The 18,655-nt window shown below is 57.0% G+C and carries 7 protein-coding genes; 3 read left to right on the top strand and 4 right to left on the bottom strand.

Annotated features, from left to right (window positions below; genetic code table 11):
- Nucleotides 1-50: 50 nt before the first annotated feature.
- The 3 genes from RGV59_RS13130 (at nucleotide 51) to RGV59_RS13120 (ending at nucleotide 10,774) form a co-directional block, all read left to right on the top strand.
- The gene (locus RGV59_RS13130; RefSeq protein ID WP_126585699.1) at nucleotides 51-3,461 is read left to right on the top strand and encodes a YncE family protein; all 3,411 of its coding nucleotides are present in this window, start codon (nucleotides 51-53) and stop codon (nucleotides 3,459-3,461) included.
- A 146-nt stretch (nucleotides 3,462-3,607) separates the two neighbouring features.
- Complete coding sequence (locus RGV59_RS13125; RefSeq protein ID WP_126585698.1) at nucleotides 3,608-6,910, top strand: YncE family protein; 3,303 nt, start codon at nucleotides 3,608-3,610, stop codon at nucleotides 6,908-6,910.
- Nucleotides 6,911-7,210: 300 nt separating this feature from the next.
- Complete coding sequence (locus RGV59_RS13120) at nucleotides 7,211-10,774, top strand: YncE family protein (protein ID WP_126585697.1); 3,564 nt, start codon at nucleotides 7,211-7,213, stop codon at nucleotides 10,772-10,774.
- Between the two features lie 109 nt (nucleotides 10,775-10,883).
- On the opposite strand, the gene RGV59_RS13115 is transcribed toward RGV59_RS13120, so the two are convergent.
- From RGV59_RS13115 to ung, 4 genes are all read right to left on the bottom strand, one after another.
- On the bottom strand, nucleotides 10,884-13,130 hold the full coding sequence (locus RGV59_RS13115) for an autotransporter outer membrane beta-barrel domain-containing protein (protein ID WP_026139779.1): 2,247 nt from the start codon (nucleotides 13,128-13,130) through the stop codon (nucleotides 10,884-10,886).
- A gap of 318 nt (nucleotides 13,131-13,448) precedes the next feature.
- Complete coding sequence (locus tag RGV59_RS13110) at nucleotides 13,449-15,410, bottom strand: hypothetical protein (protein ID WP_102651120.1); 1,962 nt, start codon at nucleotides 15,408-15,410, stop codon at nucleotides 13,449-13,451.
- Nucleotides 15,411-15,707: 297 nt separating this feature from the next.
- Nucleotides 15,708-17,675, bottom strand: coding sequence for a hypothetical protein (locus RGV59_RS13105; RefSeq protein ID WP_126585696.1), 1,968 nt, complete (start codon nucleotides 17,673-17,675; stop codon nucleotides 15,708-15,710).
- A gap of 214 nt (nucleotides 17,676-17,889) precedes the next feature.
- Entirely contained in the window at nucleotides 17,890-18,582 is a 693-nt protein-coding gene (gene ung, locus RGV59_RS13100; RefSeq protein WP_017844892.1) for a uracil-DNA glycosylase, read from the bottom strand.
- Between the last annotated feature and the right edge of the window lie 73 nt (nucleotides 18,583-18,655).

Below are 18,655 nucleotides of genomic sequence, written 5' to 3'. Positions count from 1 at the left end.
TGTGTGCCCCGGACCTTTTCGGCTCCTTTGCCTTGCACGAGGTGACAAGCATGACTCCAGAGCTCAACGCGCCCCCTTTCGTCGCGCAGTTGTCGCCTTATATTCCCGGCCTGACGACCCCGGTCGTAGGATTCTCCGGCGGTGTGTATCAACTGCTGTTGGAGAACCATGGCAGCACGGGCCTGATTTGCATCTTGCGCACCTACGCAGGCCAGCTTGAAGGCGATTTCATCGAGTTGTTCTGTAGCGACCTGCTGGTCCCGGTCGACTTCCATACCGTAACCGAGCAAGAAGCGCGCGAAGCGAAGCCGATTACCCTGCACATCTCCATGGCCCGCTTGGCCGACGGCGCGGCCGGCCCCGTATTTTTCCGGGTGACGCACCTCGATCACCGCTTAGAAGAAACCCAACGCCTGACCCTCAAGATCGACACCGTGGCACCAACCGGCAGCGACCCCATTACCCGCCCACCCTGGGTCAATGAACAACTGTCGCGACCGCAACCCGCGCAGTTCCTGATCGATTCGGCCGCAGCCGGGCGCGGGGTGGTGGTGAGAATCCCCTTTTACCCGCTGGACCTCAACCGGCCTCCCAGTACCTACCGGGCGGTACGCGATCGCATTCGCTTGATCATCGGCGAGCAAATCATCGAGCACATCGTCACAGAGAATGAGGCCAGCAGCCGCAACCCGATTTCAATCACGGTCTATTACGGCACCTGGCTGCGCATCGGCAGTGGCTTTCAGGCCTGCGCCTACGATGTCATCGATGAGGTCGGCAACTACGCGTCGGGGCGCTCGCCGATGCAACTGATCGAAGTGCGGCTGGATCCCAACGAACGGTTGCTGGACGCCGCCCAGATTGTCGAAGCACCGACCGGCACGCTGGACGCGGACACGCTGGCAGGCAAAGACGCAACCCTCAGGGTGGCGGTCGAGGGAAAAGGCTGGGCGTCGGGCGACGGTCTTCGACTGACCATTCGCGGGCGTTTGCCGGAAGGTGTCGATGTCGAACAGACCTACGATGCCAGTATCACATCGACCACAACGCCTTTCGTCGACGTCCCATGGCCCAATGCTGACGTGCGTATGCTTATCGGCGCCTTGATCCAACTGAGTTATGAGCGAATTCGCACAGGACAAGTCAACCGGCCCTCGGAAAACACCTTCGTCCAAGTGAGCGGAACCCCCGAACAAACCGGCCTCGTAGCACCGCAAGTGCCCGCCGCCAGCGGCGGCGTCCTGCATCCCTTGACCGACCCGGTGACCGTTACGATCGCGGCTTACACCGGCCAAAAGCCCTTTGACCGTGTCACGCTGGTGCTGGAAGGCACCTACGCCAACGGCCACCGTTTTTATCAGGAGCACGGGTTGCCGGCCGGCGAAGGCAGCGTCGTGTTCGAACTGCACAATGGGATCGACGGTGACATCCGCCAGCTCGATGGCGGCGAGCTGATGCTCTACTACTACATCAACACCGCCGGGGGGCGCCCACCGTCGGCCATTCTGCAACTCAACATCGGCGAGCCCCAGGACGCCCTGCCCGCGCCTGAGGTGTTGCAAGCCCCCGCCCCCGCCTTCAACTTCGACCCCGAGCAATCCCGAGGCAATGCCAACGTGAGGGTTGCGGCGCATGCCGCTTTCACGGAAGGCGCCACGGTCACCCTGTACGTCGAAGGCAGCGCCATGGGCGGCAGCGCCCCACCGGACCGGTTCCCCATCACCCGGCCGTGGGTCGGGCAGGACCTGGCGTTTGTCATCGCACGGGTGTTTGTCGTGGCCAACCTCAACGGCTCGGCGCGCATTTACTATCGGGTGGAGCACACCGGCCAGCGCACCCGTTATTCCCAGGCGTTGGTGATGACCGTCGGTAGCGGCCTGCAACTGCCGGTGCCGCATATTCTGGAAAGCACGATCAACATCGCCGACCCCTCCACCGCCCGGCTCAACCCGCAACATGTGCTGGAGCCGCCGGTCTGTACGTTTCGGGTGAGCTACAAGCCGATGCTCGCCGGCGATGATATCCAGCCCAGATTCATCGGCACCTACGGGCTCGGAACGCCCGTCATCAATCCACGGCCAGGCGACCCGCTGAAGGGTTATGTCGACTTCATCATCAGTAATCGGGTGATTGCCGCCAACCTGGGCAGAGACGCTGCATTGTCCTATACCGTGACCCGCGCCGGTGCCACCAGCGCCTCCCAGGTGCTGACCTTGACCATCGACCCGCTGACTGAACAAGCGCTGGACCTGGTCAACGTGCCCCAGGCGTCGAACGGCATCATCAACGCCAACGTGACGCACAGTGCAGTGATTCAGGCATGGCCGTTCATGCGGACCGGGCAGCCGGTGTGGCTCGAAATCAAGGCCGCGGCCAATCGGGTGCTGCGCGACGGCACACCGCTGAGCGCCGCGGAATTCAATGCCAAACGCGTGGAAGTCCGCTTACCCGCCGATTATCTGCGTTCCTTGCCGACCCAGAGCACCCTGCGGGTTGAGGCGCGGGTATCGCTGAACGGCAGCGCCCATAAGGATTTCGCTATCGCCTTTCGCCCTGTCGACTACCGCATGAGCAACACCGTGGGCATCTTCGCCACGATCCCGGTGGGCAATTCGCCGAACGCCCTGGCGCTCAGCCCGGACGGTACGCGGCTCTACGTCGCCTGCACCTTCGGCCGCACTTCGATCTGGGTCATCGACACCCTGCGTAACCGCGTCATCGACAGCTTCGACGTGCCGGGCTCGCCGTTGCGCCTGGCCATTCATCCAACGGCCGAGCATCTGTATGTGACCGACAACAGCAGCGCCACCAATACCCCGATTCGCCTCTACAGCACGCGGGACTATTCGCTGATCGACACGCTGACCGGGTTCACCACCGTCCGAGGCATTCGCTTCAATGCCAACGGCTCGCGCCTGTATGTGGCCGATGAAGGTGCATCGCGCCTGGTCGTCATCGACACAAGCAACCACCAACGCGTGGCTTCGATCCCGGTGCGCGCGCCCATCGATGTCGCCGTCAGCCCCGATAACAACCGCGCACACGTGGCCACATTCTTCGACTGGTCCATCATCAATCTGCCGACCAACAGCCTGATCAACAGCGCCGACACCCGCTCCGCCCCCGTCGCCATCGCCCATAACCCCCGTGGCTCTCAGGTGTATATCAGCGCGCGCGAAGGCGGCAGCGTCACGATCGGCAATACCTCGACCCAGCGCATCGAGCAGACCTTGACCGGGTTGCTGGGCCCCTACGACATCGCCTTCGAACGCGGGCGTGATCGGGCCTACGTGTCGCAGACCGATGGCGACCTGCTGGGCATTATCGATACGCGCTCGCGACAGGTGATTGGCAGCTATGCCGGGTTTAACAAGCCGCGCGGGCTGGTGGTGGCCCCAGACGATTCCCACGGCTACGTGGCCAATATCGGCGGGGATTCAGTGTCGTTGGTGGTGTTTTAGCTGACGGACAAGTCGGGTTCACCATTCGTCGGCACTGTCATTTCTCACAGCTAGGCAGGCGATAGATGACGGGCGCTGAATCAAGCCAGAGACCCACTTGTGTGACGGGTTTCCGATCGTTTTCCCTATGACAAGGAATCCTAATCATGACATACGATCAAGCCCCTGACCCCATCGACAACCAGTCGAATTTCCCGGAGGCCCTTGATATTTCCTCCAGCGATACACTCGGTGTGCTTCACCCCAATGACCTGCGTCGCAAAGGCTTCACCTCACCACCGCCAACCGACGTTGCATTGAACTCAAGAACATTTATCAACACTCCATTTTCCGACTTGCCCCTGTATTTCCCAACGTTATGGGAACCTGTCGCAGGTGCTGACGGTGGCTTCAATGATGCCGCCTTGAAGGTAAACCCTTCGGGGGTCATCTGCATCCTTCTGCCGTATCTGGAACAAGCTGAAAATGACTTCATTTGGCTGGAACTCAACGGCGTGCAAGTAGCCTTCCATACCGTCAGCGCTGACGAAGCCGACTTGGGCACGCAAATTGTCCTGTTTATAGAAAGCACCCGCTTTATCGATCAGGCAAACAATAAGGTACAGGCCTTTGTCGAACAACTGAGCGGCACAATTGATAAAAGCAAGCTGTTCACAATCTACGTTGATCGTGAGCACCCAGTCGGCCCGGACCCTATCGTCAGCACGCCCAACGTCAACGAAAATATGGCTGCCGTGAAGTTTGCAGACCCACAGATCGAGGCCTTCGGCGTGATCACGAAGGAAAATGCCATCGCTGGGGTCGAGATATTGATTGAAGACTATCCACTGAATCCCGCAGTTCCCACGAAACATCACCGTAAAGAAGGCGACGTAATTTTCGTAAGTATCGGCGGCTTGCTGATCAAACACACGGTTACCAATTTTGAAGCCTCAGGCAACTTGCCTATTAGTGTCTGGGCCTATTTCGGCACATGGGAAGCGCTACCTGACAGCGAATATATTGTGGAATGGTATGTGCTCGACAAGGTGGGTAATCATTCCCCAGGCTTCTCGCCTCGCAGGCTCATTGAAGTGCAATTGGGGAGTGGCAGCGAACCAATACTGCCCGCCGTGTTTGTAACCGAGTCCGACTACGACGAGGAGCACGATCAGGACTTTATCGATATCCGTGATCTCGATGGCGACGCAAACATCGAATTGCCCATACGCAATAACGGATACGCCGTCAGCGATACGGTGCGCCTGACGATAAAGGGCCTCAGCGCCAGCAGCGTGCCAGTCGAAATAACCATCGACCATCGGGTGACCTCGATCACTCCAATCAGGGTCAACATCCCCCTGCCTGCTGACTTTCTGCTGCCCCTGCCGGGTGGGCACATCTTCATCACTTACAAACGGATTCGTCCAGGCGTTGCAGATCGTCCCTCCAGAGGCTCGCTCTACGCGATCTACGGTGACCCGGTCGGAACCCGTTTACCACCACCACAAGTCCTGGATTTGGACAGTGACGGCTCTCTACCCGACCATACCAATCCGGTACGCATTCTGGTGCCTAAATTCCTCGGGCAGCATGAAAATGACAGAGTCGACCTAATAGTGGTCGGCCGTAGCGCCAATAACGTGCCCAGCTATGCCGAATTCACCGAAATGGCAGGTATCGGTGACGTTGTTTTCTTGTTGGAGAGTGCATTCTTCAATGCACTGAGCGGTGGGTATTTTACTGCTCATTACTTGATCAATGGTGGCGTAACAAGGCCAGCCTCTGAACAGGTAACGGTGCCTGTCGGTGATGCAAGGGCAACATTACCGCCCCCCAGGACATTGCAAGCGTTACCGCCCGGTTTTGTGTTCGACCCCGGTACCAACCTGGCCAACCTCAATGTCAGGATTGACCCCCATCCGTTCATTGTAGAAGGCGTAGAGATCAGAGTGATCGCCACAGGTACCCGTCCAGGCGGCAGCATTACGACTGACTGGTTCAATGTCGATATCAACTGGGAGGACGCGGTCATCCCTTTCACTATTCCGAGAACTATCGTCCTGGCCAATCTCAACAGCACGATGACGCTTTCCTACGAGGTAAGGCCTAAGACGCCAGGTGCAATTTCCCGGTTTTCCCAGGAGCTTGTGATCTACATCGGCATTAAGCTGGAACTGTCCGAGCCGCCGGTTGTTGTGCAGGCCACCGCAATTACGCCAAGCCTGTCGCGCCTGAACCCGTTGCACGTGCTGCCTCCGGTCGAAGTAGAGTTCAGGGTGAAATACTTCCCGATGCTCGACAGCGATGACGTCAAACTGAGGGTCGTGGGCAAATCAGGCTTGGGGACTCCCGACATTCCGTCAAAACCCGGCATTGCGGAGCCTGGCGAAGACTATATTAGATTCGAACATTTCAGCGATTTTGTCGCCGCCTACCTGGGGGACTCTTGCGAGGTGTATTTCGAGGTTACCCGCAGCGGCAATACCACTGGGTCGGTACCACTGACCCTCGAGGTGGAGCCTCTGCCGGCACAAGCATTAGACTTGTTGAGCGTTCCTGAGGCCACGGCAGGTGTCATTGATATCAGAAACGCCGCCACCGTCAGAACCGCTGCCTGGCCCTTTTATGCAGTAGGACAATCCTCGTGGATCTATCTGGAAGGTGTCAAAGCCGGGAATCAACCCCACTTGCTCACTTTGCGAGATGCTAGCAAGGCTCTTAATCAACAGGAGTTTGATCAAAGGTTCGTACAGGAGCCCGTACCGAGTGCCTATTTGAGCCAGCTGCTTGCAAACAGCAAGCTGCACGTCAAAGGCTCTGTATCCGTGGACGGTACCAATGGCGAGGCTAGCGCCTTGAACCTGGAAGACGTCAGCTATACGGTCAGAACTACGCCCGCTCTGGCAATGGATACCAGCCCAAGGTTTCTAAATCTCAATGGTTACTTGCTGGTGAACTTTTTCGGTGGTTTCAATGAGATCTTTTACTTTGGCTCAGCTCGGACTGCCACTGGCGGCGTACCACCGTACACCTACAGTTCCAATAATCCAGGAGCCATTTCCGTCAATGCGGGGGGCCGCGTTCACATCACTGCCGCAGGTACCGCGACGATCACAGTTCGGGACAGTGCGCAACCCGCGCAAACAGCCAGCTATAACGTGACTGTCAACGGGTCCTTCCGCAGATGCCGGTTTGTGGGGACAGGGCAATGGCATTCCATGGTGAGTGCAGCCGCTGCATGGGGCGGCGTACTTCCTAACTTCAGTATCGCTGTTGAGCTTAGTGGCCAATACAGTGGGCGCTGGCCATCGATGGGTAATATATGGACCACTGAACAAGCACCTGGCCAACCGCAACCTGGGCTGGCTTATTGCTTTGTCAACATTTATGGAAACCGGGGGTGGCCACCTAATGACATGCAGTGGGGTAGTACAACTAACAGCTTCGATGGTTTAGCGATTTACTAACACTGTAAACATAAAAAGCCCCGTTTCTTCCGAGACGGGGCATTTTTTCATTACCCAGCATGTTGAGTTTCCTTCGGGCTATACGCTCACGCTTTTAACATCGCCACCCAACCGCGCACGCCCGGCGGCGGTTCAATATGTTTACCCGCGCAATATCTCCAGGGTTTTACCATTCGTCGGCACTGTCATTTCTCACAGCTAGGCAGCCCATTGCACGGGGCGTTGAATCAATACTGAAGCGCCCTCCTCCTCCCCACGGAACATTGCGCCCACGCCTATTGCCCAGACAGGACGATGATCATGACCTTCGATCAAGACACTGACGCCATCTCAGACGACAACACTCTACCCGCGCTCATCGCCCCCTCCCACCACCGGCCCGGCGGGCTTATGCCCAATGAACTGTTCCCCGACGATGCAACCTCCGGCATCCGGCCGTTCAGCGACCTGGTGGTGCTTTTCCCCACTGAAACAAAGCCGGTTAGCGGCCATGATGCAGCGTTCAACGCAGCGGCATTGACGGTCAACACCAACGGCGTCATCTGTCTGCTGCCGGGGTATCTGAATAAAGCCGAACATGACTTTATCTGGATTGAAATCAACGGAGTGCGGGGGCCTATCCACACTGTTACCCAAGAAGAAATCGACCTTGACCAACTCACCCTCCTGTTTATGGACGCCGGCCGTTTTATTGACCAGGCGAATAATACGGTGCAAGTCTTCGTCGAACATCTGAGCGGCACCACTGATAGCACCCGCCGGTTCAATTATCTCGCTGATCGCGAGCCACCTGTCGGCAGGGACCCGATCGTCAGCACGCCGTATAACGACAACATGAGTCCCGTCAGGTTTACCAACCCGCAAATCGAAGACTTCAGGGTAATTACCGATGCCGATATCAGCGCGGGCGTGAAGATACAGATTGGTAATTACCCACTTGACAGGGCAGAGCCTCAAGTTCACCACCGCAAAGAGGATGACGTCATTCACCTGAGTATCGGTGGCGTGATCATCAAGCACACCGTCACGTCTTTCGAGGCCTCTGGCAATAACCCGATAACAATCACGGCGTATTTCGGAACCTGGAACCAGTTGCCCAACGGCGCGCACCTTGTCGAATGGTTCGTCGTCGACAAGGCAGGTAATAAATCACCGGGTTTCTCCCCCTCCCGAATGATCGAACTGCGGGTCGGGAGTGGCGTTGAACCTCTGCTGTCGCCTGTGCATGTCACCGAGTCCGATTACGACCCGGACAGCGAACAAGACTTCATCAATGTGCCGGACCTCGATGGCGACGCGACCATTGAACTGCCGATACGCGGCCAGGGGTATAGCGTCAACGACAAGGTTATCCTGACCGTCAGCGGACTCAGCGCAGACGGCGTGCGTACCGAAATCACCCTCGAATACGACGTACAATCTATCAACGTGATCCGGGCGCTTATCCCGCTGCCCCTTTCCTTCCTGCGGCCCCTGGCAGGTGGTCGTATCCTGATCACCTACAAACGCGTTCGCCCTGGAACTCCCGACCGCCACTCCGAAGGGGCGCTATATAACATTTTCGGCGACCCCGTCAGTCAACGACTGCCGCCTCCAGAGGTACAGGACCTGGTCAATGGCGCACTGCCAGAAGATACCAACCCAGTCCGCATCGTGGTCCCGCACTACTTCGGGCAGAACCCCAACGACCGCGTTGACTTGATCGTACTGGGGCACTCCGCCAATGGTACGTCCACTTATGCCGAATACACGGAAATGGCCGGCAATGGCGATGTTGAATTCTTGTTGGACAACGCCTTCTTTACCGCACTCAGCGGTGGTTATTTCGAGGCGCATTACCTGATCAATCGAGGTAATCCAAGACCCGCCTCAGAAAAGGCAAGCGTGCCCGTCGGCGATGCCCTGGAGGACCTGCCAGCGCCCACCACATTACAGGCGGTGGCGCCTGACTTCACCTTCAACCCATTGATTCACAAGGCTAACTTGAACGTCAGGGTGCGTCCGCACCCCGCCATCGTCGCAGGCACCGAACTCAGGCTGATCTTTGTGGGGTCGGCACCCGGCGGCAGTTTCACCAGCCCCTGGTTCGCGGTCGACATCAACTGGGAAGACGCCGAGATCCCTTTCACCGTCCCTCGCAATATTGTCCTGAACAATGACGATGGCACGGCGCGCTTGTACTACGAGCTCAAGCCCATTAGCGGTCCGAACCGTTTCTCTCTCGACCTGCTTATCAAAATAGGCACGCCTCGCACCCTGCTGCTGCCCCAAGTAGTGCCAACCACATTCATCTCGGACACTCGCGTTGAACTCAACCCCACACACGTGATTGCACCTCAACCACAAACGATTGAAATTCGCGTGATCTCAGACAAACTCCCGCGTGATGCAGACATCAAAGTCAATATCAAAGGCAAATCGGGGATTGGTAATCCAAACATTCCTGCGAAACCGGCCGTGCCTGAAGCGGGTGAGAACTACACACGCTTCGAGCTGTCGAGCGACTTTGTTGCGGCTTATCTGGATGGTGAGTTCACGGTGTCGTACCAACTCATTGAATCCTCAGGAACGACGATTTCCGGCGACCTGACAGTAGAGGTCCTGGCGCTGCCGAGTTCGTTGCTGGACCTGGTCACTATCCCTGAAGCCTCGGGTGGGACGATCAATACGGCGGTGGCGAACAACGTGCGGATTGATAAATGGCCGTTCTTCAGGGCCGGGCAACCCGTGTGGATTCAGTTACTCAGCACGACCAATCGCGACCTGCGGCTTGCGGTCGGCGTGACATCCGCGGAATTCAATGCCGGACGCACGCTCGACCTGATACCCGCCAGCTATTTGTCGGGCTTGGAGAACAACAGCGAGGTTGCGGTCAAAGCCTGGGTATCGCTGGACGGTTCCAACAGCCTGGAGACGGCCAAGTACTTCAAGGTGCCTACTTATGTGACGCGTAAGGGGTCAGGCGAGATCATTCGTCACATCACTGTGGGGAACGGTCCGAATCAAATCGCAATCAGTCGAGATGGCAACACAGTGTGTGTCCTGAATGCGCGTGCATATTCGGTTTCGGTCATTAATTTCGCAAGTGGCGCGATCAGAACACTAGCTTATAACTATGTTTATAGACTTGCATTGCACCCTACGGAGCCAAGGCTCTTTCTCTCGGCCAACACCGGACTTGGCGCTAATTACCAAGCGCCAGTCCTCAATCTCAGTACTTTCACGTTTAGTTACCCCTTCGCCTTCAGTTACTCAGCGGCCTACGCAATAGGCATAAACCCCACCGGGTCGCGAATGTTTATAGGCCTACTCGCTAGCGGCAGCTCTTTGGCTTTTTCCGTCTTTGACACAACAAGTGGCCAATATGTGACAAATTTCGGTGGAACAGCTGGCCCCCGATCGATAGTAACTAATCCACAAGGCACAGCCATATTTACAACAGGCTACAACACGGAACGGTACACACTCAGCAGTGGCGTCCGCACCCATACTGTCGTTAACGGCGCAGTTGCTCAGGAACTTGCCCACACCGGGTTTGATGCACCGCTCGAACGACTCTATGTGTCCGTATCAGGCTTAAACAAACTTGATATTTACAACACCGAAAACGATAGCCTCACATTCATCAAATCCCTCACAGGCCTCAGTGATCCACGAGGTATTGCCTTTCATCCAACTCGACCATTGGCATATGTCTCAGAACTTGCCGGCAACCGCGTCAGAGTCATTGACATGAACAGTGAAACACTGATTGGCACGATTAACGGTTTTGATCAGCCTAACGGTCTTGCTTGCACACCCGATGGCCAATACTTGCTGGTCTGCAACTCTGGCAACACGACCGTGGCGGTGGTGAGCATTTAAAAACCACCCCGCCCTGCCTTAAAGCAAAAAAATGCCCCGCCTCTTTCGAGACGGGGCATTTTCATTACCCGCACGGTTTATACCGCTACCGCGCTATACATCCCGCCCGTTAAAAATCGTAGCGCAAGCCCAGGTTAACCCCATACGGCTGCTTGATGTTCTTGCCCGTGCTGTGTTCCAGATCCGCATGCAACTTCAGGTTCTGCGATACCGACATCGCCACACCCGCACCCAGCTTCAGGCGCGAACCCGACAAATCGTTGTTGAACGAATTGTCGTTGACGAACACTTTGTTGCTCTGATCGAACTCGTGGGCCACCGCCGCCTTCAAGTACGGCTGCAAGACGCCGCCGCTTTCCAACTGGATATTGCGCCCCACGGTAGTACCGAGTTCACCGATCACCGTACTGGAGCGGTCACCCTTGGCGTCCAGGCCATTGTCCAGCGTGTAGCTCTGGGCCTGGGTAATCACCGCAGACAACTGGCCATATGGTTCAACGAAGAAACCGTCGTCCAGCGTGATGTGGCGACCGACTTCCGCCGATGCGCCCACCGCGTTTTGCGTGTAGTTGCCCTTGGCTTTCTTGCCGTCGCTCATGGCCACATTGGACTCGTTGTGCAGGCGGTTGAACTTGAGCACACCGTCAAAGTAGAACCCGCTCTCGGCATCCAGCCAGGTGGCGTAACCGCCGACATAGTAGCTGTTGACCGTTGCACTGCTGCCATGGTTCAGGTCCAGGTCCGAGGTGCTGTGACCGGCCATTGCACCGATCAACCACTGGCCGTCGCCACCCGATACCGGCACGTCGGCACCAAGGGTGAAGCCGCGTTGCGACTGGTTGTAGCCCAGGCCGGTCTTGTCATTGGACACCTCATACTTGTTGCCATAGGCGCGGGTCCACAGCCCAGCCGACTGACCTTCGCTAAAGCGCAGTTCACCCATGCGGGTGCGCAGGGTGGTCATTTCACCCAGCAACACAGTGGGGGCTGCGTTGAACAACGCCAACACCGAGTTGGTGCTCGGGCTGATCACCTTGCTGCCTGGGTCGAGCAGCCAGTCCTTGCCGTCGTTGTCATTGATCAGGCTGTAGGAATAGGTCCCGATATCCACGCGGTCGCCGATCAGGCTGAACTGGGCGCCAGCGTCGGCGGTGTGTACGACATGCAGGCGGTCGTCGCTCAACGGGTCGGCACCGCTGCTGGCGATCAGCAGTTTGTGGTCGCCCGACGACGTGCCAGTCACATTAAGGAAATCGCTGCTCAGGGTGGCGAAATCCGCGCTCATGATGAAGGTGCCGTTGCCCGATAGGTTGGCCACGTCCAGCTGGTAGAACGTACCGGTCTCGCCGAACTTGACGTTGCCGCCGCTCAGGGACAAGTCACCCACCTGCTGATGGTCGACCATCACCCAGGTGGCGTCGCTGTTGATCGCCAGTTTATCGACGTGCTCCAGGCGACCGGTGAGGACCGAGCCGTTGTTCAGCCCCACACTGGCGGTACCGCCACCGTTGATCACGTCACCGTTCATGATGGCGCGATCAAGGTTAAGGTCCAACTCACTGAGGCTGCCAACCTGGATATTGCCGCTCAGAGCGCTGTTGTTGACGCGCATGTTGGCCGAGCCACCCGCGGTCAGTTCCAGCATGTTGCCGTTACCGCCCACCAGGGTGGAGCCATTGTTGACATCGATTTCAACCGTGCCGGGAGCATTCACCACAATGGCCGCTCCGGTCTCACCGACCACAGCCGTCTGGTTGAACGTAAAGGAGGCCGAGTCTGGGGTTATCGGATGACGATAGATTTCAATGCCGTTGGTGGCGCCAGTGATGCGACTCTGGTTTGCGATCAATTGGCCGTCGACGGCCAACAAGCCCTGCTCGCCCCCTCTGACCTCACTGTTATTCAACGACAGCACACTGGAGCCGTTCAAGATGACGCCTTGCGTGGCGCCTTCGATCGAGGTGTTGAAAACAGTAGCGGTCGACGCCCGGTTATCCACGGTGCCGACGATCAAGCCCGTGGATCGTCCACTGGAAATATGTGCATCACGAATGGTGGCGTTACTACCGTAGAGCGAAACACCGACTTCATTACCGGCTTGTACCCGGCCGCCATTCATTTCGAATGTCGAGTCGCGGGCAAGGACACTGACGATCCTGGCGCCATTGGAGATGAGTTTTGCATCACCGCTCAATTGATAGCGGTCAAAAGGCGAACTGGCGTCAATTGTCAGTTCATGGCCTGGAAAAATTTCGAGTGCAGCTGCTTTCGTAGCGGCCAACGACAGTGGCATCAGTGCCAGTACCTTAATAGCGGTCGCCAGTCGAGAAGGGGTGAACGTTTTAACATTAGTCATGGGGGTGATAAACCTCTAGTCGGGTGACTGAACAAGCCAAGCGATTAACAGATCTATCGCCTCAGGCTCTCAGCGGCGCCAAGAGTACGGACCTAGAGGGGAACTTCATGTAGGGCAATTCCAGTGCCTTGTAGGACTTTCCTTAAGAATGCGCCCACTAAAATTTAACGCGCGTAGCACCTCCTTCTCGTGTATCAAAACCATGGTTCCGATCCCGCAAAATGGCGGGGCCTCACCAGATCAGAGCCAATAGACCGCTACCCGGACGCTTTCGCGACCAGGTAGCGGCCTATTGGCTCAACGCATTCACACTGGGTACTAACCGCAGGTGGTGCCATCTGTCTGGCGCCGTGTCATCAGCACAATGGTGGCCGGTGAATTGCCTTCAGTTACGCCATCCGCTTTTAATACGTGATAGGTCGCTTCAATACGCCCGACCAGGACAGGCTGGATATAGGTCGGGAACGGTACGGTAAAAAGCTCTCCTGGATGGCCCGGATTGTCGTGATTGTGAGTAATCGTCACGCTAGGGAAGGACTCATCAACCGTAATGACCGTGGACTCGAAATCATCCGGGCCAAAGATGACCCAATGAAGCGTAATCCGATCGCCCGCCCGCAGGTTTGCAGGGTCCTTGATAACGGTTCTGATCCCACTGGGAATCCCTTGCGCGCAGGTGAGCGCAAATCGGCCATCACCGAAGGACAACCCATCCGGATAGTTGATGGGCAATAGGTTATCCACCGCAAATGCGCTGACTGACACCGTTGTTTCCACGGAGTCGATGACGTTATCGTTCGCGCCGTTATTGAGCGTGTACCAGGTGGGAATATCACCGTTGCCTGCGTCCTTGATCACCGCAGCGGGAACCGTAAGCACAAACTCAGTAGCGCTCTCATCTGCAAGAGTGACTTCGTAAGGAGGGTCATAACAAGGCAGGCCTTTCCACCACAGTTGAATGAGATGCCCCGCCGTCGCCCCCGTGTACACGTCAAACCGCGCCGTCGCGTCGTCCATGTCGCCTGGGCCGATCTGATTGGTCAGCCCCTCGGATGAAGTCACCTCCACCGGATCAAGGTCAGGGTTGACAGGCCCCGGATCTTCCGGACGCCCACCCGCCGACCTCAAGTCGACATCCACCGTGATGGTGTCGGAAGGCCCGGTGATGACCCCGCCACGATCAATGTTGTAAAGCACGTCAGCCTCGTAAGGCGCGTCAAGACCGCCATCGCGAAGCACGTCCCATGGGATTGTCACCCTGAGCGGCCAGACCATATTCACAATGCCAACGAGCAGCAGGGTATTGAACTCGACAAGAACGCGGTCCCCAGCAAGTGCGTTGTCGTATTCGCGGATCCAGATCTCGGCGCGGTTCAATTGGGCGTCAAGCAGGTCAAGCGGCGCCTCGGGGCACTCGGGGTCACGCAGGTTCTCGGGAAGATCTTCCGTTACCAATGTGAACTCTCGAAACGAGCTCGGGTAGCTGGTTGGGTTACCGGCACGATCCGTGTAGACATAGTTGAGCTGCTTCACGCCGCCGCCACTCGCCTCAAGCAGCGCTTTGGTCAGACTCACCATCACGGGAGCCGTGGTGCGCGGTAAATCATCAATGGTCAATGAGGGGGTATCACTTGGAAACTCTGTGTAGATCTCCAGTTTGTCGCCCACTTGCGGGTCCAACCGACGTGGAACCTCGATCACCATGGCGCCGCCATTAGCGTCCAGGTCCTGCAGCGTCACGAAATTGCCGACCCAACTTGGTAACGTCACCGAGCCAGGCCTGATACCTGCGTTAGGATCTCGGCGGTCGATGGTGACAGGGGTAGGCGCGGCAGGGCCATCTGTCGAACCGTTAGATGAAAACACTTCATACGTCAGGTTCTTCAGCCCATGTTCGCCAATATCCTCCTCCGGTATCGAGAAACGGTAGGGCCAGGTATGGGCAGACAACGGTTTACTGAACGGGATGCGACTGCCATACAGGACATTATTGATAAAGACCTCCAAGCCGTCGTTGCCAAAAGGCAGGATCTCAATCCACATGTCGATTTCGCACTGAACACCCTCAGCGTACAACTCACTGATGTCCATCAAGTTCGGCTGCCCGTTCGTCACTGGCGGCAGTGCATTCATCACCCGCAAATCACTCAACACCAGCGGCCCCACAGGGGTTCGAGCCCACGGCGGCCGTACCAGCAGGGGGGAATCGGGCGCCACTGCCGTTTTTTTTGTGCTCCGGGCCTTTAATTGAGGTGCTTGGTTTTTTTTGGACTTCGCCATAGCTAGTTACTCTCGCAGGATAGAGAATGGCTCGTTCTCCGACATCTAACTGGGCCGAGTGACAGCCCTATTAAATCTGCGTCTTGCAAGGCGCGCACCTGTCAAACTTCACAGGTGCGTAAACCAATAAAGCGTGTATCCGCGCTGATTCAATCAATACATAGCGTTTTAATAACCGATCAAAATCAACAGTCCAACTATCAGCAACATAAAGTCTAAGTGGTGATGAAAACGCCGACTATAAAAAAGAGGGCATTAGGTGTAATGCCCTCTTTCGCTCCGCTGTTTTTCAATGATTCATGACGTACGGACAGGTCCGAGGCACACGCCACCAAGCGGTCTTTTCAGATTAATGAAAATCAGTTTTTTAGACGACACACCTGTTGCCCCCGAAACTTTGAACAGCCGGTAGTAAGTCACGCCTGAGCCAAAATCACTGACTAGCCCTGGACGGGTAAACAATGGGTCAAAGGGTGTGATGAGAACATCTACTCGTCCGGCGTTCCTATGATCCTCGGTCAACACGACGTCGAACGTGACACTCGTTCCCGGGAAAGGATCACCATTGCCGGATTTTGTGGGATAGCTGCTCCAGTACACTTGAATCCTGTCACCCACCTCGAAATGGGTCACATCCCAGAGCACCCCGATGAAGACACCTGTCCAAGGTTCCGGGCGGGTATCACAGGCAACGAAATCACGGGTGCTGTCGTTCAGTAATACAGGCTTTTCCAAGCCCCTGAGTGTATCGAGTTCCACCCGCACCAGTTTGGTGGGGCTGCGTTGGCGGTTGACGGAATTATCCGTCCAGTAATACACCGGTATCTGGCCGGACGCGGCGCCCATGATCACGATCCAGGGCACAAAAAAAGCCACCGTTTGGCCGGGCAGGTCTGTGGGTTGGATCTCGTAGTCGCCTACAAATGCAGCCTCACCGCCCCAGAACAATTCCAGCCGGTGCCCAGGTACCGGGGCGGGAGTGCTCCATAGCGGCACCTCTACACGGACGGGCCCCGGGGCATCCAACTCGGTGACAACGTCGTCCCCTGTGACACCTTTCACGACAACCCGCGCCAACTGGGTATTGATCGGGTCGGGGCCTTGCGGGTCTGGCCCGGCCACACTGAGGTCCTGAATAAAAAAGTTGTTGGGCGAGTTTCTCGACGCAGTACCGCGCTGAAACAGGTAACGCACGCGCACGGGAATCGACTGCGCAAAACCACCGGCAGAGAGGATCTCCCAAGAAACAGGAACACGGATGGGCCACGCTTGCCCTGCACCGACCGTAATAGGGGGCAGCGAGTGGGTATTCCAAAAGATGACAAGCCGGTCGTTTTCCTGCGCCCCAAAAATCTGAGGAATTTCGATAACTACGCCGGTACGTGCATCGTCCAGGTCAATCAGGCCATCGAACTCCGCCAAGGGTACTTCAGGCCGTGGCAGATCCGGCAAAACCTGCAGGTTGACGTTTATTTCGTTCACCGTGGAAAACGGCCCGACATTGCCCGCACGGTCAGTGAGCTGATAGGAGGCAAACCTTCGGCCCTCCCCACTGTCGCGAATAAAGGCCTCATCAAAATGTATTTCTATCGGCGCGCCAGCAATATGCCCCAACCCGATGCTCAGCGTGCCCGCAGAACGGACGTTGGGAAGTTCCCCCCAAAAGAACTCAATCCGGTCCTCAAGGCGAATATCCGGCCAACGCACAACTTCTGCATCGACACCGTTGTGCGCCACAAGGTAGTCGTCGCTCACCCCGTCGCTTATCACTTCAGGGGCAAAAATCAGCGCCGGCCCTTGATTGCCATTATTGGGCGCATTCTTGTCGACATTGACCATTGTTCGGAAAGAGTCAGTCGTCGTCAGCAGCGGAGCACTCACCCGATACGTGAGCTGGCGAATCCCCCCCGTAGACAGCACACTGGCCGGCAACAGTTGAACCAATGGAAATTCGACGTCCGGCTCGTAAGGGCCAAAGATCTCATGGCGGTGAACCTCAAGGCCCTGCCAGAGATACTGAACCAATGTCGTCATCGAGACGTTAGCGAAATTTACCGGCCAAACCCTCTCGATCGTCACCATCAATGGCTGATTCTGAAGGGCTAACGGAATCGTGTACGCAGCCTCGTCCGACAGCAGTGGCAAGGCTTCAGGCACCAAGGGTACGTCGAGAGTCTGGATGGAAGCCGAACGCTTGCGTTGGGGGACGTCGACGGGTTCTGAAGCAATCGACTCGGCGGTTGAAGATACTTTCGAATCAGACATTTCTACTCTCCTCGCAATGAGTCACAGGTTGACCATTGACAAACGCGCCGGCCGGCATGAGACCGACGAGGCCAGGGAGATCATTTAATGCTGATACAAGACGGTCGGATACTGTCAGAAATAACAGGTACCCCCCTTGATTCGCGCATATCAAGGGGGCGCAGTTAGCCACGCGCGCTGCGAATCAAGCGGGTGACACATCGCAGCGAATGGTTCAGACCGGTGGCAACACCCAATCAATCGGCGTCTCGCCATTCTGCTCAAGAAACTTGTTGGTGCGGCTGAAATGCCCGCAGCCCAGAAAGCCGCGATATGCCGACAACGGCGACGGGTGGACCGACGTCAGCACCAGATGCTTGGTCGCATCGATCAGCTTCTGCTTGCTCTGTGCATGCGCGCCCCACAGCAGGAACACCAGGTGCGGTTGGTGCTCGCTGACGACTTCGATGATCCGATCGGTAAAGAACTGCCAGCCCTTGCCCGCATGGGCGTTGGCGTTGGCGCGCTCCACGGTCATGGTGGTATTGAGCAGCAATACGCCCTGGTCGGCCCAGCTTTGCAGGCAACCGTGGTTGGGGATGTCGATATTCAGGTCGCGCTTGAGCTCTTTATAGATATTGACCAGCGACGGCGGCGCCGGCACGCCCGGTTGCACCGAGAAGCACAGGCCGTGGGCCTGGCCGGGGCCGTGGTAGGGGTCCTGGCCGAGGATCACCACCTTGACCTTGTCCAGCGGCGTGGAATTGAGCGCGTTGAAGATCAGCGGGCCAGGCGGGTAGATCTCCTTGCCGGCCGCGTGTTCCTGGCGCAGGAACTCACGCAACTGGGCCATGTAGGGCTGCTCGAACTCATCGCGCAGGGCGTGTTTCCAGCTGGGTTCGAGTTTGATACGGTCGCCTTCGCTCATGATTGACTGGTCTTGTAAAAAAGAATGAGGCGAACCCTAGGAAAGCCGACCCCGCTTGTCAATTGATCTGACA

The organism is Pseudomonas sp. FG1, from assembly GCF_034313875.1.
Classification (GTDB): domain Bacteria; phylum Pseudomonadota; class Gammaproteobacteria; order Pseudomonadales; family Pseudomonadaceae; genus Aquipseudomonas; species Aquipseudomonas veronii.
Note: the sequence above shows the minus strand (reverse complement) of the source record. Positions and strands in the feature narration are given on the sequence as shown.

Coding starts and splice junctions, on each gene's coding strand:
- RGV59_RS13115 (WP_026139779.1), bottom strand. CDS start 13,130: ATGACTAATGTTAAAACGTTCACCCCTTCTCGACTGGCGACCGCTATT.
- ung (WP_017844892.1), bottom strand. CDS start 18,582: ATGAGCGAAGGCGACCGTATCAAACTCGAACCCAGCTGGAAACACGCC.
- RGV59_RS13130 (WP_126585699.1), top strand. CDS start 51: ATGACTCCAGAGCTCAACGCGCCCCCTTTCGTCGCGCAGTTGTCGCCT.
- RGV59_RS13110 (WP_102651120.1), bottom strand. CDS start 15,410: ATGGCGAAGTCCAAAAAAAACCAAGCACCTCAATTAAAGGCCCGGAGC.
- RGV59_RS13105 (WP_126585696.1), bottom strand. CDS start 17,675: ATGTCTGATTCGAAAGTATCTTCAACCGCCGAGTCGATTGCTTCAGAA.
- RGV59_RS13120 (WP_126585697.1), top strand. CDS start 7,211: ATGACCTTCGATCAAGACACTGACGCCATCTCAGACGACAACACTCTA.
- RGV59_RS13125 (WP_126585698.1), top strand. CDS start 3,608: ATGACATACGATCAAGCCCCTGACCCCATCGACAACCAGTCGAATTTC.